The sequence below is a fragment of the Bacteroides sp. AR20 genome, assembly GCF_964250605.1.
Taxonomy (GTDB): domain Bacteria; phylum Bacteroidota; class Bacteroidia; order Bacteroidales; family Bacteroidaceae; genus Bacteroides; species Bacteroides uniformis.
Map to the genome: position 1 here is coordinate 60,827 of NZ_CAXUGK010000023.1, position 17,643 is coordinate 78,469.

Consider the following 17,643-nt stretch of genomic DNA (forward strand, 5'->3'; position numbering starts at 1 on the left):
CATATCCTCCTTCTTTTTTATTGTACAAAAGTTCCACTTACCGGCTATCTTTGCCCTTGAAACAATAACCCATAAAAAAAACAAACAATGAGAGATGCAGAAAAAACAGTAGGAAACATGATTGACAAGGAAAAAACCATCTTTGTCGGTTCGGTGGATGCCGAAGGCTTTCCCAACATCAAGGCCATGTTGCAAACCCGCAAAAGGGAAGGGCTCAAACACATTTACCTATCAACGAACACCTCGTCGATGCGCGTTTCGCAATTTCTCAAAAATAACCGGGCATGCCTTTACGTCTGCAACACACGCTTCTTCAAGGGCGTAATGCTGCGCGGCACGATGGAGATACTGACGGACAGCACCAGTAAGGAAATGATATGGCAGGAAGGCGACACTATGTACTATCCCGAAGGAGTGACTGATCCCGATTATTGTGTCCTGAAGTTCACCGCCTTCTCCGGTAGGTATTACAGCGGATTTAAATCAGAAGACTTCACAATAGAATAAACGGGCCATCCGTTCCAGTCCATCAGCAAGCAGAGCCCGGGGACAAGCGATATTCAGCCTGATAAAGCCCTCTCCACCGGGACCGTACATCGTACCGGAATTGACCATCAGATGCTGTTGTTCTTGCAAACGCAAGGCGACAACATCTGAGCTGATACCGGAAGCACGGCAGTCTATCCAAACCAAATAAGTTCCTTCGAGTGGCAGCACGGGATATTGTGGTAACCGTTCCTTGAAAAAGCAGCAGAGGTATTCGTAATTCCCCCGCAGATATTTCCGCAAGGCATCGAGCCATTCCCCACCTTCGTTGTAAGCTGCCATTGTGGCGATTACGCCGAACGGATTGACGTCGCATACCTCGTTGATGTTAATGGCTCTGTCAATACGGCGGCGCACCTCTTCATCGGCTGCGATGATATTGGCGATTTGCAACCCGGCAAGGTTGAACGCCTTACTCGGCGAAACGCAAGTGACGGAATTTTGCAAAAAGCGTTCGGACAAGGAGGCAAAGGGTGTGTAGTCATATCCTTCGTAAGTCAGTTCACAATGAATCTCATCCGCCACGACAAACACCTCATTCCGTAAACAAATATCACCTATATGCTGCAGTTCTTCCGGAGTCCAGACCCGTCCGACCGGATTGTGAGGATTGCACAGCAGCAGGATTTTTGCTTTCGGATCGGAAGCTTTCCTTTCAAGATCGGCAAAGTCGATTACGTAGCGGCCATCCTGATAAACGAGATTATTGGCAAACAACTCGCATCCGTCATTACGGATAGATGAGTAGAAACAATTATAGGCAGGAGTCTGAACGATGACTTTATCACCCGGCATGGCCAAGGCTTTGATAATGGCTGACAGAGCCGGCACGACACCACTCGTATAGATAATCCACCGGGAATCAACCTGCCAGCGATGCCGGTCATCGAACCACCGGACGACCGCATCATAATAGGCTTCGGGTACTTTTGTATAACCGAAAATACCGTGCGCCACCCGCTTTTGTAAGGCATCGATAATAGCGGGTGCTGTACGGAAATCCATATCTGCCACCCACATGGGCAGTACATTCTCCTCTTCGGGAGTATCCCATTTATAAGAATTCGTCCCGCGACGCGGGATGATTGTATCGAAATCGTATTTCATAATTTATCTTTTTATTCGCAACTTATAAATCCAGTTACCACTCCAAAGCCTGACAAGAAAAATCGCTCCCCGGAAACAAAGCTCAATACACATGGCAAGCCATACGCCCCGTAGCCCCATCGTAGGGGCAAGCCATGCTGCCAGTGTCAGCCGGACACCCCAGATACTGCCAAAATTCATCAGACTGGGAACAAATGTATTGCCCGCACCCACAAATACACCGTAGGCGACGATAGATGCCGCAAACATCGGCTCCGCAAAAGCTTCTATCCGCAGAATCCCGATTCCCAACATGCGGATTTCCTCCACAGGCGTCATCACTCCGATGATCTGAGGGGCCGCCACATACATCAGCACTCCCATGACTCCCATAATCAGCATCCCTGACCAAACGGTAATGTTGGCAAAACGCTTGAGTAACCGGATACGGTTTGCTCCAAGACTCTGGCCTACCAACGTCGTGGCAGCCTCCGATATACCGTAGCCGGGCATATAACAAAGGCTTTCAGCGATGATGGCAAATGAGTTGGCGGCAATGGCGACGATGCCGAGCGGTGCGACGATAACCGTCGTCATAATCTGCGCTCCGCAAATGGCAATATGCTCGAATCCCATTGGCAGGGAGATGCGGACAGCCTGGCGCAGCGTCTCTTTCCGGGGAAGAAAACTGCCCTGCCCCCCGGATAGTCTCAACATGGACGAGCGACGGCAAAGATACCACATCATCCCACCGGCAGTGATAAGTTCGGCCAACACGGTTCCCAATACCGCACCTTCCACACCTAAACCTACGCCGGGAACGATGAACTCCCATCCCCACCAGTCTACCTGCCGTGTCGGGAAAATAAGGAAGAAGTTGAACACGACATCCCAAAAACACATCAGTACATTTAGCATACTGGGTACACGCATATTCCCACTACACCGCAACATGCCGCCCGCAAGGAAATTCAACTGCAAGGCGGGTAAGAAAAGTGAAAATATCCGGAAATAGAAGGATGAATCGCTCCGTATCATTTCATCACCACCCAGCCAGCCGGGAAGCACACCACTGATAGAAATGCCGACAACCGCCAACAAAGAACTGAAAACAAGTGTAGCCGTAACCGATTGGCGGAGTATTTTTTTCGCTCCTGCAAAATCTCCGGCCCCAATCCGGTGTGCCACTTGGACAGAAAATCCCGTTGCAGCGGCGGCACACAATCCCCAGAACAGCCATGTCGTGGTTGAAACCAATCCGATGGAAGCCGCTGCATTCGCACCCAAGCTACCAACCATCGAAGCATCGATATACTGCATGGCAATGGAGGACACCTGCGCCATAATAGCAGGGACACTGAGGTATGCAGTCAGGCGTAACTGCTGCCCCAGCGTCATACTCTTCCCTTCGCGGATAAGCGACAACAAGTAATCGGTCTTTCCCTTTTTTATTCCCATCAGGCTATTTGCAAAGGCATCAGTCGGTGAAACAAGTTTTCTCGTCCCAAAGCTTCAACTCACAGTCGGCAGGTGCCTTTATATTTTCATCGAGAATGATTTCCCCATAGCTTTCGGCAGTGATACTGCCTGTCCGTGGATTCTTCACCCCACCTATCGCCCCCTTGATGGTTGCCTGCACCGAACTGTATTCGAAAGCCCGGTCGCAGTCGGGACCAAAGGTACAATTCTCCAATACGAGGTCGTGGGCATAGCAGAGCGGTTGCTCACCGGTTATATGGCAGTTCACCAACCGGAGATTGTGCGAATGCCAGCCGAGATATTCGCCATTGAGTTCGGAATCGTAGATTGTCACATTCTCCACCTCCCAGAAAGCATCCTTTGTAGTGACTTTGGCATTGCGCAACTCTACATTCTTCACATACTGGAAAACGTATTTGCTGTCGCTCTCCAATCCGTCTATGCGGATGTCGCTACTGAACATGAACGGATAAGTTCCTCCATGCAACTTCAGATTTCTGATGTTCAGATTCTGGCAACGCCAGAATACTTCATCGGCATCGTTCATCTCTACATTCTCAATTTCGATGTCGTGCATCTCGCGGAACATTTTGGGTGCGTCGATACGCGTATCGGTCATTTTCAGATGGTCGGAATACCACAGTGCCGAACGCCCGCCGACATCGAAAAAACAACGGTCGATTACAAACCCGTGAACATGCCAGAAGGGGTAATTCCCTTCGAACCGACAATCGACAGCTTCGATGTTGCTGCATTCCTTGATGGCTGATTCTCCGGCATGGATAATTACATTCTCCAAACGTAAGTCATGTGATTCAAACAAAGGTCTTTCTCCGCCGAATGCTGTATTTGATATTATTCTCATCTTGTTTTCAATGTTATAATTATTACTCTATTCTCTTTATCAATTTCGCGGGGACACCGCCTACTATTGTATTCGCTTCCACATCTTTCGTCACAACCGCTCCAGCTCCCACCACAGCATTGTCACCGATTGTCACTCCTAGAAGAATCGTCGCATTAGAACCTACCCAGACATTCCTACCCAATACAATCGGTGCCGGATAGGTAGTTTGGCGTTCTTCCGGAGGCAAACCATGATTGAGCGTTGCAAAGACTACATTATGCCCGATTTGGCATCCGTCACCGATTATCACACCACCATGGTCCTGAAAATGACAGCAGGCATTAATAAATACGCCTTCGCCCACTGTAATATTCTTCCCGAAATCGGTATAGAACGGTGGGAATACCCGGAACGATGACGGGACTTGATAACCGAACAATTCGGAGAGTACCCCACGTACCTCGTCCGGTGTATGATATGCCGTGTTCAGCCGGAAAGTGATGCGTCTGGCTTCATTGCTCATTTTGTCCATAAAGCGATGTATCTCCTCCGTATCAAGCGCTTGACGCGTCTTTACATATTCCTTGAATTCGTTCGTAGTCATAGTGCCCTTATTAATCCATTCTTATCTTCTTTCAAATCTCACAAGTATATCTCCGGGCACACTCAACATTTCAATGCCATTGCCATCAACACGACCGATTTTAATCAAAGTATCACTATAAGACCCATTCTTACAAAAAATTGCCACATTTCCCCATGGGGCATAGATGGTTATATCACCGGCAATAGGAGCACAGCCACGCGTAACACCTTCAATTGCCAGAGCCGGAGAGGGATAGAAGATTTTTTCTGTAGTATTATTGTAATCATTCAACGTAACCTCCAATGGCAGACGAGCAAGAAAATCCTGTGTGGCGGCATTGTCCTCCATAGTGGCAGTAATGGTACGATTGCTAACCATGATATTTACCTGCAATGAAGATACATCCGGAACTTCGGATTCATTCTCATCTTCCCCACCTGATGGTCCAGAAAGTTCAGGATGTTCGGGTGTAAACGGTTCATCACCTGAATCTTCGCAGGCTGCCATTGCCAGAACGGTCATCAGCATCATAGAAATTAATAGTAATTTTTTCATATTCATCTTTCTGTTGATTTTATAATTATCTTTAGGATTATTAATGATGATGCAAAAATAGGCAGTATCCGTCATATGCCGTGTAGACAAATCCCCGGTATCTATACCCAAATTACGGATTATGCTTTTCCTCCGGCTACTAAATCATGGTCCTATAAAGCAAAAACTCCCGCAATCGTTTAAATTACAGGAGTTTGGATGGTATTACTTAAGTTTATCGTATTCTTCATCCGTCACCGGTTCCAGCCACTCATTAGAAGTATCCTCACCGGGAACTTCGAAAGCAAGATGGGCAAACCAACCATCAGAAGCGGCACCGTGCCAATGCTTCACATTTGCAGGGATATGGATAACCGTACCGGGTAGAATCTCTACTGCCTGCTTGCCTTCTTCTTGATACCATCCACGACCGGCAACACCGATAAGCATCTGCCCACCGCCTTTAGTAGCGCGGTGTATGTGCCAGTTATTGCGACAACGAGGCTCGAAAGTGACGTTAGAGATGGAAACCTGCTCGCGTGAAACAGGAGCAAGATAACTGTTGCCTATGAAGTACTGTGCATATGCAGTGTTCGGTTCCCCAATGGGGAAAATCATTTCACACTGGAATGCGGCTTTGGCATCTTCACCGGCAGTGTCCTCTGCCCATACACCTTTGGCCAGATTAAACGCTGCCCACGCTTTGGGCCAACCGGCATAAAAACCGATATGGGTGATGATTTCGGCAATCTCCGTACGGGTAATACCGTTCTTCTTTGCCGACTGAAGGTGGAACACGAGCGAATTATCCGTGATACCCTGACTGATAAGAGAGGTAATGGTTACTAAACTACGGTCACGCAGACCGAGTTTGTCGGTGCGGCTCCAGACCTCGCCAAAGAGGACATCGTCGTTTAGTTCCGCAAATTTAGGAGCAAACTCACGCAACTGGGTGCGTCCTGCTGTCTGTACTATCTTTTCTTGTGCCATAACATTGAGTGTTAAAATGCTGAATACTGAAATTAAAAAAATCTTGTTCATAGTCGTTCTATTTATTGCATGAAGTTATTGAGCTTGTTAGCCGGATTAAGTGGCGTCTGGTCAGACAAGACCAATGATTTGACCATGCGCAACGTTCCTTGCTTGTATTTCTGAAAGTGTTCTGATGCAATATGTTTTACATAAGCCGCATGGCTCGCATAGGTTTCGAGAATAGTCACCTTGCAGGGATTCTCCTTCTCGCCGACCGCATACATAGTCAGCACGCCCGATTCGGTACGCAGAGAGATTTCGCCTACTTCGGTTGCGTATTTCATATACTCGTCGAGATACTGCGGATAAACCTCGATTTTCGACAACCGCACGATACCGTCAGCACTCATCGGCTCTTTGGCGCACATACCCGGCCGCTTATCCAGATTCAGGCATTTGCCGATAATCTCTCCCGTGGCAAGGTAGGAATAGGTCGGAAATTCAAACAATACGGGTTTCAGCTTCGTATAGTCAAGTTTCCCGTTATTATCAAGCACTTCAGGAGCAGCGTATGTATTGACTATCGCACAAATGAAATTGTCGAAACCTTCAGTTTCATAGATGTCTACCACCTCACACTCCATGGTGAGGGGTGATGCGTCTATAACGGGGGTACCGTTTTCGCCAATATGGTAGGCAAACACCTCCGACTTATCGACCGTCGCACCGCTTACACTTCCCACATAGTCAGCTTTCGGCAATATTTCACGACTCACTAGATTGACGGAAAGTCGTTTTGAGTCCTTTATCCCTTGATTAGTGTAATGGCTTTTACTCATGCTGATGAGTATCCGGTCATGTCCAATAACACCCGTATGCCCTACCACTAGCCAGTTTACTTTCCCTTCAACCTCTGCCCCGACAACCGTCATCGGCTTGGGATAGAGCGCCAACAGATTTCCGAGATTTTTCTTGTTCGTTTCCATTATATTGGGTTGAACGGTGTTCTCCTTTACGGGAATACTGCACGACATTATGACAAGCAGTGACAGAACTCCTAAAATTGTTTTTGTCATACGTTATATTACTCTATTTTTCTTGCTAAACTTCTGATGACAAAGGTACCGCGATAGCACAAGCGAAGGTGTATATGATTTACGGATATTTGTACCCGAATTCCCGATTATACCGCAAGAAAGTTCAAGTTCATCAGATGAGTATAGTAAGACTGGCAGAAATCCCACGAATAATCCCACGCATGATTTGTTTTTAATCGTTATTCTTGCCGATACAGAAAACAAAAAAAGCTCTGAAATCCTTGAATTTCAGAGCTTTGCTTTAATTTATTATTTACTTTCGCGGTGCGTACGGGACTCGAACCCGTGACCCCATGCGTGACAGGCATGTATTCTAACCAACTGAACTAACGCACCATTATTTCATTCTTTCGTTGCTATCTCTCTCGATTGCGGTTGCAAAGGTAGACAAAATTCTTATATCTGCAATAGCTTGAAAGAAAAAAAATCATCTTTTTTTTAACATAGCTTGATTATAAGAGATTTATGTTACCTTTGCAAAACTAAATTAATATTGAAATCATGAGAAATACTCCTATTGAACGTAAGTTGATAGATGAAACTATCGCAGATTTTCATATCACAGACTTTGCCAAAGCAACCATCCGTGAAGTAAAAGCCATTGCAGCCAATGCCGAAGCGGCATCGGGTGTGGAATTCATAAAAATGGAAATGGGTGTACCCGGACTCCCCCCCTCAGCCGTCGGCGTAAAGGCCGAGGTGGAGGCATTGCAGAATGGTATTGCCAGCCTCTACCCGGACATTAACGGACTTCCCGCCTTGAAAGAGGAAGCATCACGTTTTATCAAAGCCTTTATCAATGTAGATGTAGCCCCCGAAGGTTGTGTACCAGTTACCGGCTCCATGCAAGGAACTTTCGCTTCATTCCTCACATGTAGCCAGTGCGATGAGAAAAAGGATACCATTCTCTTCATCGATCCCGGTTTCCCGGTACAGAAGCAGCAGTTGGTCGTGATGGGACAGAAATATGAAACCTTTGACGTATATGACTACCGTGGCGACAAGTTGAAAGCGAAGCTGGAAAGTTACCTCAGCAAAGGCAATATCTCTGCCATCGTCTATTCCAATCCCAACAACCCCAGCTGGATTTGCCTGAAAGAAGAAGAGTTGCGCATCATCGGCGAACTGGCAACCCAATATGACGTCATTGTGCTGGAAGACCTCGCCTACTTTGCCATGGACTTCCGCCAAGACTTGAGCAAACCGTTCCAAGCGCCTTACCAACCTTCTGTGGCACACTATACGGACTATTACGTGCTGCTCATTTCCGGTTCCAAAGCTTTCAGCTATGCCGGTCAACGTATCGGTGTCAGCTGCATTTCGGACAAACTGTATCACCGGGCCTATCCCGGGTTGACACAACGCTACGGCGGCGGCACCTTCGGCACAGTATTCATCCACCGCGTACTCTATGCGCTCTCCTCCGGCACCAGCCACTCTGCGCAGTATGCTCTTGCCGCCATGCTTAAAGCAGCCAATGAAAGTCAATACAACTTCCTTGATGAAGTGAAAGTATACGGTGAGCGTGCCCGCCGCCTGAAAGAAATCTTCTTGCGCCACGGTTTCCACTTGGTATACGACAATGATTTGGGTGATCCCGTTGCCGACGGTTTCTATTTCACCATCGGTTATCCGGGCATGAGTAGCGGAGAACTTGCGCGGGAACTAATGTACTACGGTGTAAGCGCCATTTCGCTGGTGACCACCGGAAGCCATCAAGAAGGATTGCGTGCCTGCACTTCCTTTATCCAAGACCATCAGTACGACCAGTTGGACGAACGTATGGCGATTTTTGCCGAGAATCACCCCATCCAATAAAAAATATCCCTATATAAATAAGGTATCTCTACCAGTTGATGCCGGTATCCCACCACAATCGGGAACCGGCATTGTCATCCCCACCCAGTGCCTCTACCAAAGCGGCATACTGCTCGGCATTCTCCGTCTTCAGTCCGCCGGGAAAGTTCAGACGGCGAATCATTGTCTCAGTATCTATGCACCCGTCTTTACTGTGATTAAAGCGTACGGGGAATAGCCGGGGATACCCCGTCCGGCGCTGTTCAGCCCAAGCCTCACACCCTTCGGGAAACATGGCAATCCATTTTTGGGTAATAATCTTCTCCAGTTTCGTATCCCTATCCGCTGACTCCAGCCAGCGTGGCGAAACCTGACAACGGGCGGTAATATCATTCTCCATATCGTAGGTATCCACAAAATCGGCAGGCAACAAGTCGCTCTCCAGATAAGCATCGGACTGCAAGATGCCATACTGACGGAAAGAAGCCATTACCCCTTCTTCATAGCAGGTTTTCACCGACTCATCGGTCCATCCCCGTAGGGCAGCCTCGGCACGCAGGAACCAGACTTCTGCTGCCGGCATCAACACTGCATCAATCTGCTGGGTAACTTTCAATTTTGAGAGTGTATTATAATAGTTATGTGCAAAGCATGTACCCTGACGAATGCCGCGATACTCGCCTGCAAACTGTTCATCCTGGCAAGTGGCAAAATAGATTTCACGACGGGGATCTTCATATCCGTTCAGTATGGACTCCATCGGCGCTCCCATATAAGCTTCATTCCAAACAAGGTTTATCTCGCCCAACGGATTGGTATATCCACTCGCCGTGGAAACCGCCACCGACTCGTCCGCCTCCCGAATGACTCCGTATTCATTATCCATCGCTTTACGGAATTCCGTTTTTGCCTTCTCCGGACTGGCTACCGCAATGCGCATGGCAAGCCGCATCCTCAACGAGTTGGCAAACTTTATCCAAGAGTCATAATCACCGTCCAACAACATATCGAAACGCGCAAACTCCGAAGCTCCCGGATGCTCGACAATATAATCGGAAAGTACAGCTACAGCCGTATCGAGTTCACAGAAAAATGCATTATAGACCTCTTTCTGCGTGTCGGGCATATAACGGGCTTCGAGATCGGCAAAATGACTATACACAATAGGGCCGTAATAGTCCGTGACACGGTGCATCACTTCCACCTTCAGTATCTTGGTAATGCCGAAAAAGGCAGGCATGCGATCACGTGTGGCATTCTCCGACTGATATATCTGCGGGAAAACATACTCATAGGTATGTCCCCACATGGCGCTGTTCCATCCATCCTGCAAGTTGTAGTCCGAATTGTGCGAACCTCCATTCAGAGGCTTGGCATCGTGCATGTAACCGCTGAACATGTCGGCATTCAAATTCTGGGTCAACTGAAAAGGCCAGTTCTTCCCCTTTCCGTAGTCGTAATTGAAATAGATGCCTTGCTGGATGATTCCAAGACGGATGCCATGTTCGTTATAGTCGGCCTGCAAGTTCTCGTCCGTCACACCGGACTTGTCCGTATTGATTTCCTTAAAGTCTCCCGTACAAGCCAGAAACACGAAAACCATGCCAATCAGTACTATAATCCTCTTCATATCAAGTCTCCCTCCCCCTCTTAAAATTCACACTTCAAAGAAAATCCCCAACTACGCGTGGTAGGCATACCGTAGACTTCAATTCCCTGGTTATCATTGCCCGTAGAGAGTACCAGGTCAGGGTCGAAAGGCGCCTTTTTGTAGAAGAAGAACAAGTTGCGTCCCGAAAAGGACAGTTGTGCCCGCTTGAGGACTTTGGTCTTTTCCATCCAGGCTGCAGGCAGTTGGTAGCCCACGGACAGCTCACGCAGCCTGATGTTCGTGGCATCATACATATAATATTCCGTCACCCCGGCCCGTCCGCCTACAACATTCTTATAAAATCCTTTCACATTATCTATCCGGTTACCTTCAAGCATTACATAACCTTTGTCTCTGGCCCGGGCCGTGACTTCAGAAACGCCATACATATCCATATCCGCCTGCGTCTGGGACAAAATATCGCCTCCAAAGCGACAATCCACCAGAAAATAGAAAGAAAAATTCTTGTAAGACAGCATATGATTCCAGCCCAGCATCAGTTTTGGATTGGCATTGCCCACTTTCACCGTATTGCCATCACCTTCCACCAAAGGCATGCCGGTATTGTCTCCTTCCGTGCCGTAAACGATATTGCCCGCATCGTCACGTACAAAAGCTTTTCCGTAGATGTCACCGATAGAGCCCCCTTTCACCAATTTCATGGCATAACTGGACGAGAAGCTGGTAGGACCGTAAAGAAACTCCTTCAGCGCTTCGTGCAGTGAAATTATCTTGTTGCGGTTGGTGGAGAAGTTTACCTCTGTTTTCCACTTGAAATGGTTTGTCAGCAAAGGAACGGCATCCAATGAAACCTCCCACCCCACATTCTGTATATTACCCGCATTGACATAACGGTAGGCATATTTATCGCCCGACAGAGTGGGAAGCTTGAAGAACTGGTTCCGGGTATTCGTCTTATAGAAAGTGGCATTCAAACCAATGCGGTTCTTTAAAAAACGCGCTTCTATACCCGCCTCAAAGGAATGCGTCATCTCCGGTTCCATATCCTTGAACGGCGCGGCATCACTTGCCAGGAACTCTCCACCCGCCGTGATATGCGAGGAAGGATTTGTGATGAACATGGGAATATCATTGCCCACCATGCTGTATGCCCCCCTTATCTTTGCCAGTGACACCCATCGGGGTAAAGTCATCAGCTTATTGAATATCAGCGAAAATCCCACGGAGGGATAGAAGAACCCGCTTTTCTCATGAGATGTATAAGCCAGCGTGGAGGACCAGTCATTACGGGCCGACAAATCAAGATAGACAAACTCGTTGTAGCCCAGTTGTGCCGTCGCAAACAAGGACTGCAATTGGCGCCGTGCATCAATCTTCTGGTCCAGCCCAGCGGAACCATTCATGATGATATTGGCCAGATTGAACACATTGGCATATTTCAGCGAAGCTGTTTTAGAGTCATAGCGGGTGGAGTTCACTGTCTTGTCATTGATACTGGCACCGAGCGCCGCGTTGAGAGAGAATGCATCCCACTGCTTTTTCATCATCAGTATGGCGTCTCCGTAATATTGGGTTTCCTGATAGTCCATCTCGATATAACGCCCATTGGCTCCCGCTAACGCCGGAGCGGTAGAGGCATAGAACTGCTGGCGCACCTTGTCGTTAATATAGTCTACATTGCCACGGGTCTGCAGGCTTAACCAATCGTTTATCTTCAGATTGGCAGATAAGGAGACTATGACATGCATACGGTTCTCCTTGCTCAATATGCGATTGGTAATCCAGTAGGGATTCTGCTCAAAATCCTCGTAGGAGGTATGCCAATTCTGTATGTTCAGGTTTCTACCCTCATCATAAACCTCGAAGTTCTCCTTATAATAAGAAATATCCTCACCCCGTGGAAAACGGTAGAGCCCCACCAAAGGATTCATGTAGAAACCACCCACGGTAGGCTTGTTCTTCACCACCTGGCGCATCAAGTTCATACTGCCATCTAACTTCAGACGGGAATTCAACAGAACGGAAGTCTCTCTGAAAGTGAGGTTGTGCTTCGAAAGGTTATGTTTCCCAATGATGCCATGCCCCGTAGTATTGGCATAGGAGAAATAGTTCTGCAACTTCTCATTGCCGTGACTCAAGGAGATGGAAGTTATGGAGGTGACACCAGTAGAGAAGAAGTCTCTCAGATTATCATATTCGGGAAGGTTTGCCCGTTCTCCCCAACTGTCCACACCGTCACTTACTCCATAGCGGTTCTGCATCTTGGGTAGTGCAAAAGCATTGTCGAACATCAGGCTCGTCGAGAAAGAAACACTGCGCTGCCCGTGCGACTGCCCCTTCTTTGTAGTAATCAGTATCACCCCATTGGCGGCCTGACTACCATACAAAGCTGCCGCTGGAGCTCCTTTCAGGATACTGATACTCTCTATATCCTCAGGATTCAGATTGGAAATGCCATCTCCTCCGTCACGGTTGCCGGCATTGGCCGTTCCACCTATGGCAGAGTATGCTTGCTCGGAAGTGGAGTTCAGAATGGGAACACCGTCTATCACATACAGCGGTTGGTTGTCACTCGCCACCGAGCGGATTCCACGGATACTGACTTTGGCTGAGGCTCCCAGACCGGAAGAAACCTGATTAACACGCACACCTGCCGACTTGCCGGTCAACGAAGTAATTAAGTTGGGCATTTTTACTCGCGTCAACTCCTCGTTTTTTATTAAATCTGTGGCGTAAGAAAGAGAATTTTCTTTCTTTTCGATACCCAAAGCGGTAACAATAACGTTATCCAGCTCTATCATATCTTCTCTTAGCGTGATATGAAAGGTCGAACGTCCTTCCACCTCAATATCCTGGGAAATGTAGCCGATAAACGAAACACGAAGCACTGCATTATCGGCAACCACCAGAGTGAATTTTCCTTCCGAATCCGCTATCGCACCATTGGCAGTTTCTTTCTCTTGAATAGTGGCACCGGCCAACGGAAACCCGCTTTCATCCAGCACACGGCCACTTATCATCACTTTAGAAAGCTGTATTTCAGAATGTCCCGGACGCTGCATACGCTCCATAAAATCCTCCGGGCAATCCGTCCATCCTATAGAAAACAGCCCTAAAATTAACGTATATAATGTAGTATATTTCATTGCATTAAATTGCCAATTACTTGCAAACTTAAGTATTTTCTCCGAATAAAAAAAGCCATAAAATCTGAGAAAAGAAACTTTTAAAATGAAAAACAGCGAAGAACTTTGGTTTATTGTGGAATATTATGTATATTAGGGGCATGTATAGCAATATAAATCTATTCAAGATAGAAACAAACCATGTGGTTCCTGCCCGGGGAAAGGTCTTGATTTCCGAACCCTTTTTGTGTGACCATATGTTTGGACGATCCGTCATTCTACTGGTGGACCATACACATGACGGCACAATGGGACTGGTTCTGAACAAACCGCTCCCCCTATTCTTGAATGATGTGCTGAAAGACTTCGACTGCCCGGAAAACATACCTATCTATAAAGGAGGACCGCTCAGCACAGATACGTTGTTCTATCTACACACGCTCGAGGGTATTACCGGAGCGCTGTCCATCGGCAAAGGCTTCTACCTGAACGGTGACTTTGAAGCCATTAAAAACTACATCATGCAGGGAAATCCCGTTCAAGGCAGAATCAGATTCTTCTTGGGATACTCCGGCTGGGAGTACGAACAACTGGGCCGGGAAATTGAAGAAAACACCTGGCTGGTAGGCAAAGAAAACATCAGTTCGCTAATGAACGAGGCGGCCAGCGGCACACTCTGGAAGAAGGCATTGTGCAAGCTGGGAGCAAAATATGAAATATGGTCGCGTTTCCCTCAGATTCCAACGCTCAATTAGCGCTTCGGAGAAGTTGCAACAGCACGACATCCTTATAGCATCCTCCTACGCGCCACCACTCCTTCAAAAGCCCGCAACGCACAAAACCGCAGGATTCAAAAAGGCGGATACTTGCCTCATTATCCACCGAGATATGGACTATCAACTGTTTCAGATACAAGAAACTGAAAACATAGTCGCACAGCAAACGCAGCGCTTCCTTGGCATAACCATTGCCCTGATACTCCTTCCGTATGGCAATGCCCACCTCTCCCCGGGCATGCATGGGAGAAAACTCTGTAATATCGATGGTACCTATCAGCGCATCATCCTCTGCACGTACAATCATCATACGCAGCTGGCGGTCGGCAAACATATCGCATTCGGAATTCTCAATATATTGTTTCAAGACAAATCTGGAATAGGGTACGGTGAAGTTCGTCACATCCCAAGTCTGGGAATCATTCTCCATAGCATACATCACTTCCAGGTCTTCCGGCTCCATAGCACGGAGACGCACCCTTTCACTGCAGAAATAAGATTTATTCATATCTTCCAGTCGGTTACATTTCTTCTTCTTTATTGATATGCAGTTCTTTACGCAGGCGTCCCTCACCCGGTAGGCAGAACAGAGAAGCCGTCAGTCCTATCAGTGCACACAGTGCACCCGTACTGCTCAACATGATATAATAGGTGAAAAAGCCTGCAAGCACCGGTATGGCAAGCAATGCCAGCCGCACGCCACTCCACAGCGCATAGAGGCGGAGGGCTTCGGGAAGCGTCACTACATCTATTTTCCGGATTAATACCCATGAAAAGAGTTTCAAGGCTATGGGTACGCAAGAGGCAGCCAGCAGAATGGTTACCGTCTCGGCCATATAGGTGGCACGTACATCTCCGGCATACATACCTACCCATTCGCCTCCGGTTTCTCCAAGCAGGACGAGCAGGATGGGAAGCATCCAGAAATAGGCAAAAGTTGTTCGGACACGCGCTGCGGTCTTCTTTATTTGTTCTTCCATTTAGTAAATTGATAGTGGATAATGAATAATTGATAATGGCCCCAAACAATCAGGCAGTTCCGGAAAATGGAGTGCGGTTCACAATACTGCGTCCCAGAGTCACTTCATCCGTATACTCCAATTCGTCACCGATGGAAATGCCACGGGCTATGACGGAGAGCTTCACGCCCAGTTTTTCCAGCTTGCGGTAGATATAAAAGTTGGTGGTATCTCCCTCCATCGTCGTGCTCAGCGCAAGAATCACTTCATTGATGCCGCCGGCGGCTACCCGCCGCACAAGACTTTCTATCTGCAAGTCTCCGGGGCCAATGCCATCCATCGGCGAGATGACGCCTCCCAGCACGTGATACAAACCACGGAACTGTTGTGTGGCTTCCACAGCCATCACATCGCGGATGTTCTCTACCACACAAACCACAGAGGCGTCCCGTTGCGGACTGGAACAGATACGGCACGTCTCCGTATCTGATATATTATGGCATACCTTGCAATATTTCACTTCATGCTTCAGCGTCACGATGGCATTGCCGAACGCTTCCACCACTGCCGTATCCTGGCGGAGCAGGTGAAGAACCAGCCTCATAGCCGTCTTGCGTCCCACTCCGGGCAACTTGGCAAACTCATTTACCGCCTTCTCCAATAATGTAGAGGGAAACTGTCCATTCATACTTAAAATTCTCCTATTGGCCACAAAGATAGTGCAAACCGAATGCAGAATAAAATGAACTCGTTCATTTTTTATGCTGAGGTGCAGCCTATCTTCGCTTTCTGGGCAAAGATAGTGCAAACTTATGAAATTAGTGCTACCTTTGCCACACGTAAAACCCCAAAAAGGCAATAAAATGGATATTACAAACGCTGAATTCGTCATCAGTAACACAGACGTGCGGAAATGCCCCACCGGTACATTTCCCGAATATGCTTTCATCGGACGCTCCAACGTAGGAAAATCCAGTCTCATCAATATGCTGACCGGGAGAAAAGGGCTCGCCATGACCTCTGCCACACCGGGAAAGACCATGCTCATCAACCATTTCCTCATCAACAAGAGCTGGTACATTGTAGACCTTCCGGGATACGGCTACGCCAAACGGGGACAGAAAGGGCAGGAACAAATCAAACGTATTATAGAAAGTTATATACTGCAACGCGAACAGATGACTTGTCTGTTTGTTCTTATAGATAGCCGGCTGGCTCCCCAAGCCATCGACCTCGAGTTTACGGAATGGCTGGGCGAGAACGGTGTACCCTTTGCCATCGTCTTCACAAAGGCCGACAAACTGAAAGGCGGCAGACTGAACACCCACATCAACGAATACCTGGAACAGTTGAAGGAACAATGGGAAGAGCTGCCCCCCTACTTCATCACCTCTTCTGAAAACCGCATGGGACGGAAAGAACTGCTGGACTATATCGAAAGTATCAACAAAAGCCTGAATAGCAAACAATAGAAATAAGTAAAATGAAAAGATTAGTTTTTTGGCAACTGTTTGTTGCCGCACTACTGCTGACCAGCAATAGTCATGCACAATCCATCAAGGATTTGTTCAACAAAGAAAATATAGAGAAGGCGGTAAATGCCGTGACCGGCAAGTCAACAGCGGATATGACCGGCACTTGGTCGTATACCGGCTCCGCCATTGAATTCGAATCGGACAACCTGCTGCAGAAAGCCGGCGGTGCCGTTGCCGCCACAGCCGCAGAAAAGAAACTGGACGAACAGCTTGCCAAAGTAGGCATCAAAGCCGGGCAAATGTCATTCACATTCAACGCCGACAGCACATTCAGCGCCAAAGTAGGGCAAAAGAGCATGAAGGGAAGCTACTCCTACAATGCATCCACCCAAAAGGTCAACTTGAAATTCGCCAAGCTGATAGGTATGAATGCCAAGGTCAACGCTACCTCCACAACTATGGACCTGCTGTTCGAATCGGACAAGCTACTGAAACTGATAACCTTCCTCTCCAGCAAAAGCAGCAACTCCACTCTGAAGAGTATCGGCTCGCTGGCCAACAGCTACGACGGAATGATGCTCGGATTCTCATTACAGAAACTGTAACAACAACTTCCATACAACAAAAAAATCCCGCAAGCACCGAACAATGCTTGCGGGATTTTTTTATCTGAAAAGAGCGGAAAACGAGACTCGAACTCGCGACCCTAACCTTGGCAAGGTTATGCTCTACCAACTGAGCTATTTCCGCAT

At 47.7% G+C, this 17,643-nt stretch carries 17 protein-coding genes and 2 tRNA genes; 5 read left to right on the forward strand and 14 right to left on the reverse strand.

Annotated features, from left to right (window positions below; genetic code table 11):
- The first annotated feature begins 87 nt into the window (after positions 1–87).
- Positions 88–507, forward strand: coding sequence for a pyridoxamine 5'-phosphate oxidase family protein (locus ACESTD_RS12890; protein WP_008663307.1), 420 nt, complete (start codon positions 88–90; stop codon positions 505–507).
- On the opposite strand, the gene ACESTD_RS12895 is transcribed toward ACESTD_RS12890, so the two are convergent.
- The 8 genes from ACESTD_RS12895 to ACESTD_RS12930 form a co-directional block, all read right to left on the reverse strand.
- Entirely contained in the window at positions 484–1,653 is a 1,170-nt protein-coding gene (locus ACESTD_RS12895; RefSeq protein ID WP_120137082.1) for a MalY/PatB family protein, read from the reverse strand. The genes ACESTD_RS12890 and ACESTD_RS12895 overlap by 24 nt on opposite strands.
- Before the next feature lie 3 nt (positions 1,654–1,656).
- Complete coding sequence (locus tag ACESTD_RS12900) at positions 1,657–3,090, reverse strand: MATE family efflux transporter (protein WP_005825399.1); 1,434 nt, start codon at positions 3,088–3,090, stop codon at positions 1,657–1,659.
- Between the two features lie 19 nt (positions 3,091–3,109).
- Positions 3,110–3,976, reverse strand: a complete 867-nt coding sequence (locus tag ACESTD_RS12905) for a DUF3737 family protein (RefSeq protein ID WP_373158907.1) — start codon at positions 3,974–3,976, stop codon at positions 3,110–3,112.
- A gap of 22 nt (positions 3,977–3,998) precedes the next feature.
- Positions 3,999–4,562, reverse strand: coding sequence for a sugar O-acetyltransferase (locus ACESTD_RS12910; RefSeq protein ID WP_120137080.1), 564 nt, complete (start codon positions 4,560–4,562; stop codon positions 3,999–4,001).
- Positions 4,563–4,583: 21 nt separating this feature from the next.
- Positions 4,584–5,174 (reverse strand): cyclophilin-like fold protein, encoded by a 591-nt coding sequence (locus ACESTD_RS12915; protein ID WP_008663300.1) that lies wholly within the window; start codon positions 5,172–5,174, stop codon positions 4,584–4,586.
- A 129-nt stretch (positions 5,175–5,303) separates the two neighbouring features.
- Positions 5,304–6,119 carry a carboxymuconolactone decarboxylase family protein gene (locus ACESTD_RS12920; RefSeq protein ID WP_373158906.1) on the reverse strand — a complete coding sequence of 272 codons (816 nt, stop codon included), beginning with the start codon at positions 6,117–6,119 and terminating at the stop codon, positions 5,304–5,306.
- 11 nt (positions 6,120–6,130) lie between these two features.
- Complete coding sequence (locus tag ACESTD_RS12925; RefSeq protein ID WP_005825407.1) at positions 6,131–7,126, reverse strand: flavin reductase; 996 nt, start codon at positions 7,124–7,126, stop codon at positions 6,131–6,133.
- A 283-nt stretch (positions 7,127–7,409) separates the two neighbouring features.
- A tRNA-Asp gene (locus ACESTD_RS12930) sits at positions 7,410–7,483 on the reverse strand.
- 165 nt (positions 7,484–7,648) lie between these two features.
- Here ACESTD_RS12930 and ACESTD_RS12935 point away from each other — a divergent pair.
- Positions 7,649–8,965: a pyridoxal phosphate-dependent aminotransferase gene (locus ACESTD_RS12935; RefSeq protein ID WP_098032642.1), complete on the forward strand. Its 1,317-nt coding sequence runs from the start codon at positions 7,649–7,651 to the stop codon at positions 8,963–8,965.
- A gap of 28 nt (positions 8,966–8,993) precedes the next feature.
- Here ACESTD_RS12935 and ACESTD_RS12940 read toward each other — a convergent pair whose 3' ends face one another.
- Positions 8,994–10,574: a SusD/RagB family nutrient-binding outer membrane lipoprotein gene (locus ACESTD_RS12940; protein WP_373158905.1), complete on the reverse strand. Its 1,581-nt coding sequence runs from the start codon at positions 10,572–10,574 to the stop codon at positions 8,994–8,996.
- A gap of 20 nt (positions 10,575–10,594) precedes the next feature.
- Positions 10,595–13,702, reverse strand: coding sequence for a SusC/RagA family TonB-linked outer membrane protein (locus ACESTD_RS12945; RefSeq protein WP_057098074.1), 3,108 nt, complete (start codon positions 13,700–13,702; stop codon positions 10,595–10,597).
- Between the two features lie 125 nt (positions 13,703–13,827).
- Here ACESTD_RS12945 and ACESTD_RS12950 point away from each other — a divergent pair, with 125 nt between their 5' ends.
- Positions 13,828–14,436: a YqgE/AlgH family protein gene (locus tag ACESTD_RS12950; protein WP_081027399.1), complete on the forward strand. Its 609-nt coding sequence runs from the start codon at positions 13,828–13,830 to the stop codon at positions 14,434–14,436.
- On the opposite strand, the gene ACESTD_RS12955 is transcribed toward ACESTD_RS12950, so the two are convergent.
- From ACESTD_RS12955 to recR, 3 genes are read right to left on the reverse strand one after another with little or no spacing between them, the layout of a single operon-like run.
- On the reverse strand, positions 14,429–14,965 hold the full coding sequence (locus ACESTD_RS12955; RefSeq protein ID WP_057098075.1) for a GNAT family N-acetyltransferase: 537 nt from the start codon (positions 14,963–14,965) through the stop codon (positions 14,429–14,431). The two genes, ACESTD_RS12950 and ACESTD_RS12955, sit on opposite strands and share 8 nt — an antisense overlap.
- A 13-nt stretch (positions 14,966–14,978) precedes the next feature.
- The gene (locus ACESTD_RS12960) at positions 14,979–15,437 is read right to left on the reverse strand and encodes a hypothetical protein (RefSeq protein ID WP_057098076.1); all 459 of its coding nucleotides are present in this window, start codon (positions 15,435–15,437) and stop codon (positions 14,979–14,981) included.
- A 49-nt stretch (positions 15,438–15,486) separates the two neighbouring features.
- Positions 15,487–16,104 carry a recombination mediator RecR gene (recR, locus tag ACESTD_RS12965; RefSeq protein ID WP_005824669.1) on the reverse strand — a complete coding sequence of 206 codons (618 nt, stop codon included), beginning with the start codon at positions 16,102–16,104 and terminating at the stop codon, positions 15,487–15,489.
- Between the two features lie 175 nt (positions 16,105–16,279).
- On the opposite strand from recR, the gene yihA reads away from it, so the two are divergent.
- Both yihA and ACESTD_RS12975 read left to right on the forward strand, forming a co-directional pair.
- A complete protein-coding gene (yihA, locus tag ACESTD_RS12970) occupies positions 16,280–16,888 on the forward strand; it encodes a ribosome biogenesis GTP-binding protein YihA/YsxC (RefSeq protein WP_005836522.1) in 609 nt (202 codons plus the stop codon).
- Between the two features lie 11 nt (positions 16,889–16,899).
- Positions 16,900–17,496 (forward strand): DUF4923 family protein, encoded by a 597-nt coding sequence (locus ACESTD_RS12975; RefSeq protein ID WP_057098077.1) that lies wholly within the window; start codon positions 16,900–16,902, stop codon positions 17,494–17,496.
- A 72-nt stretch (positions 17,497–17,568) separates the two neighbouring features.
- On the opposite strand, the gene ACESTD_RS12980 is transcribed toward ACESTD_RS12975, so the two are convergent.
- Positions 17,569–17,641: transfer RNA gene (locus ACESTD_RS12980), tRNA-Gly, on the reverse strand.
- Positions 17,642–17,643: the final 2 nt, after the last annotated feature.